General features: G+C 52.7%; 3 tRNA genes. All 3 read left to right on the plus strand.

Annotated features, from left to right (window positions below):
* Positions 1–75: 75 nt before the first annotated feature.
* The 3 genes from DW025_RS12065 to DW025_RS12075 all read left to right on the plus strand — a co-directional run bounded on the left by DW025_RS12065 (position 76) and on the right by DW025_RS12075 (position 335).
* Positions 76–148 (plus strand) — tRNA-Val (locus DW025_RS12065).
* Between the two features lie 9 nt (positions 149–157).
* Positions 158–231, plus strand: a tRNA-Ile gene (locus tag DW025_RS12070).
* Positions 232–261: 30 nt separating this feature from the next.
* Positions 262–335: transfer RNA gene (locus DW025_RS12075), tRNA-Asp, on the plus strand.
* The last annotated feature ends 12 nt before the right edge of the window (positions 336–347 follow it).

Consider the following 347-nt stretch of genomic DNA (forward strand, 5'->3'; position numbering starts at 1 on the left):
CCCTGTCACGGCGGAGGTCGTGGGTTCGAACCCCATCCGGGTCGCTGTATTCATAACAGAATACTTTTTATGAATGGGATCTTAGCTCAGCTGGGAGAGCATCTGCCTTACAAGCAGAGGGTCATAGGTTCGAGCCCTATAGGTCCCACTTAAATGAGGACGTTTAGCTCAGTTGGTTAGAGCAATCGGCTCATAACCGATCGGTCCTGGGTTCGAGTCCCCGAACGTCCACTCTTACTAATAATAAGAAACAATGAATATGGCCTGGTGGCTCAGCTGGTTAGAGCGCCGCCCTGTCACGGCGGAGGTCGTGGGTTCGAACCCCATCCGGGTCGCTGTATTCACAA

It is taken from the genome of Coprococcus sp. AF38-1 (assembly GCF_003603945.1).
In the GTDB taxonomy this organism is placed as follows: Bacteria; Bacillota; Clostridia; order Lachnospirales; family Lachnospiraceae; genus Coprococcus; species Coprococcus aceti.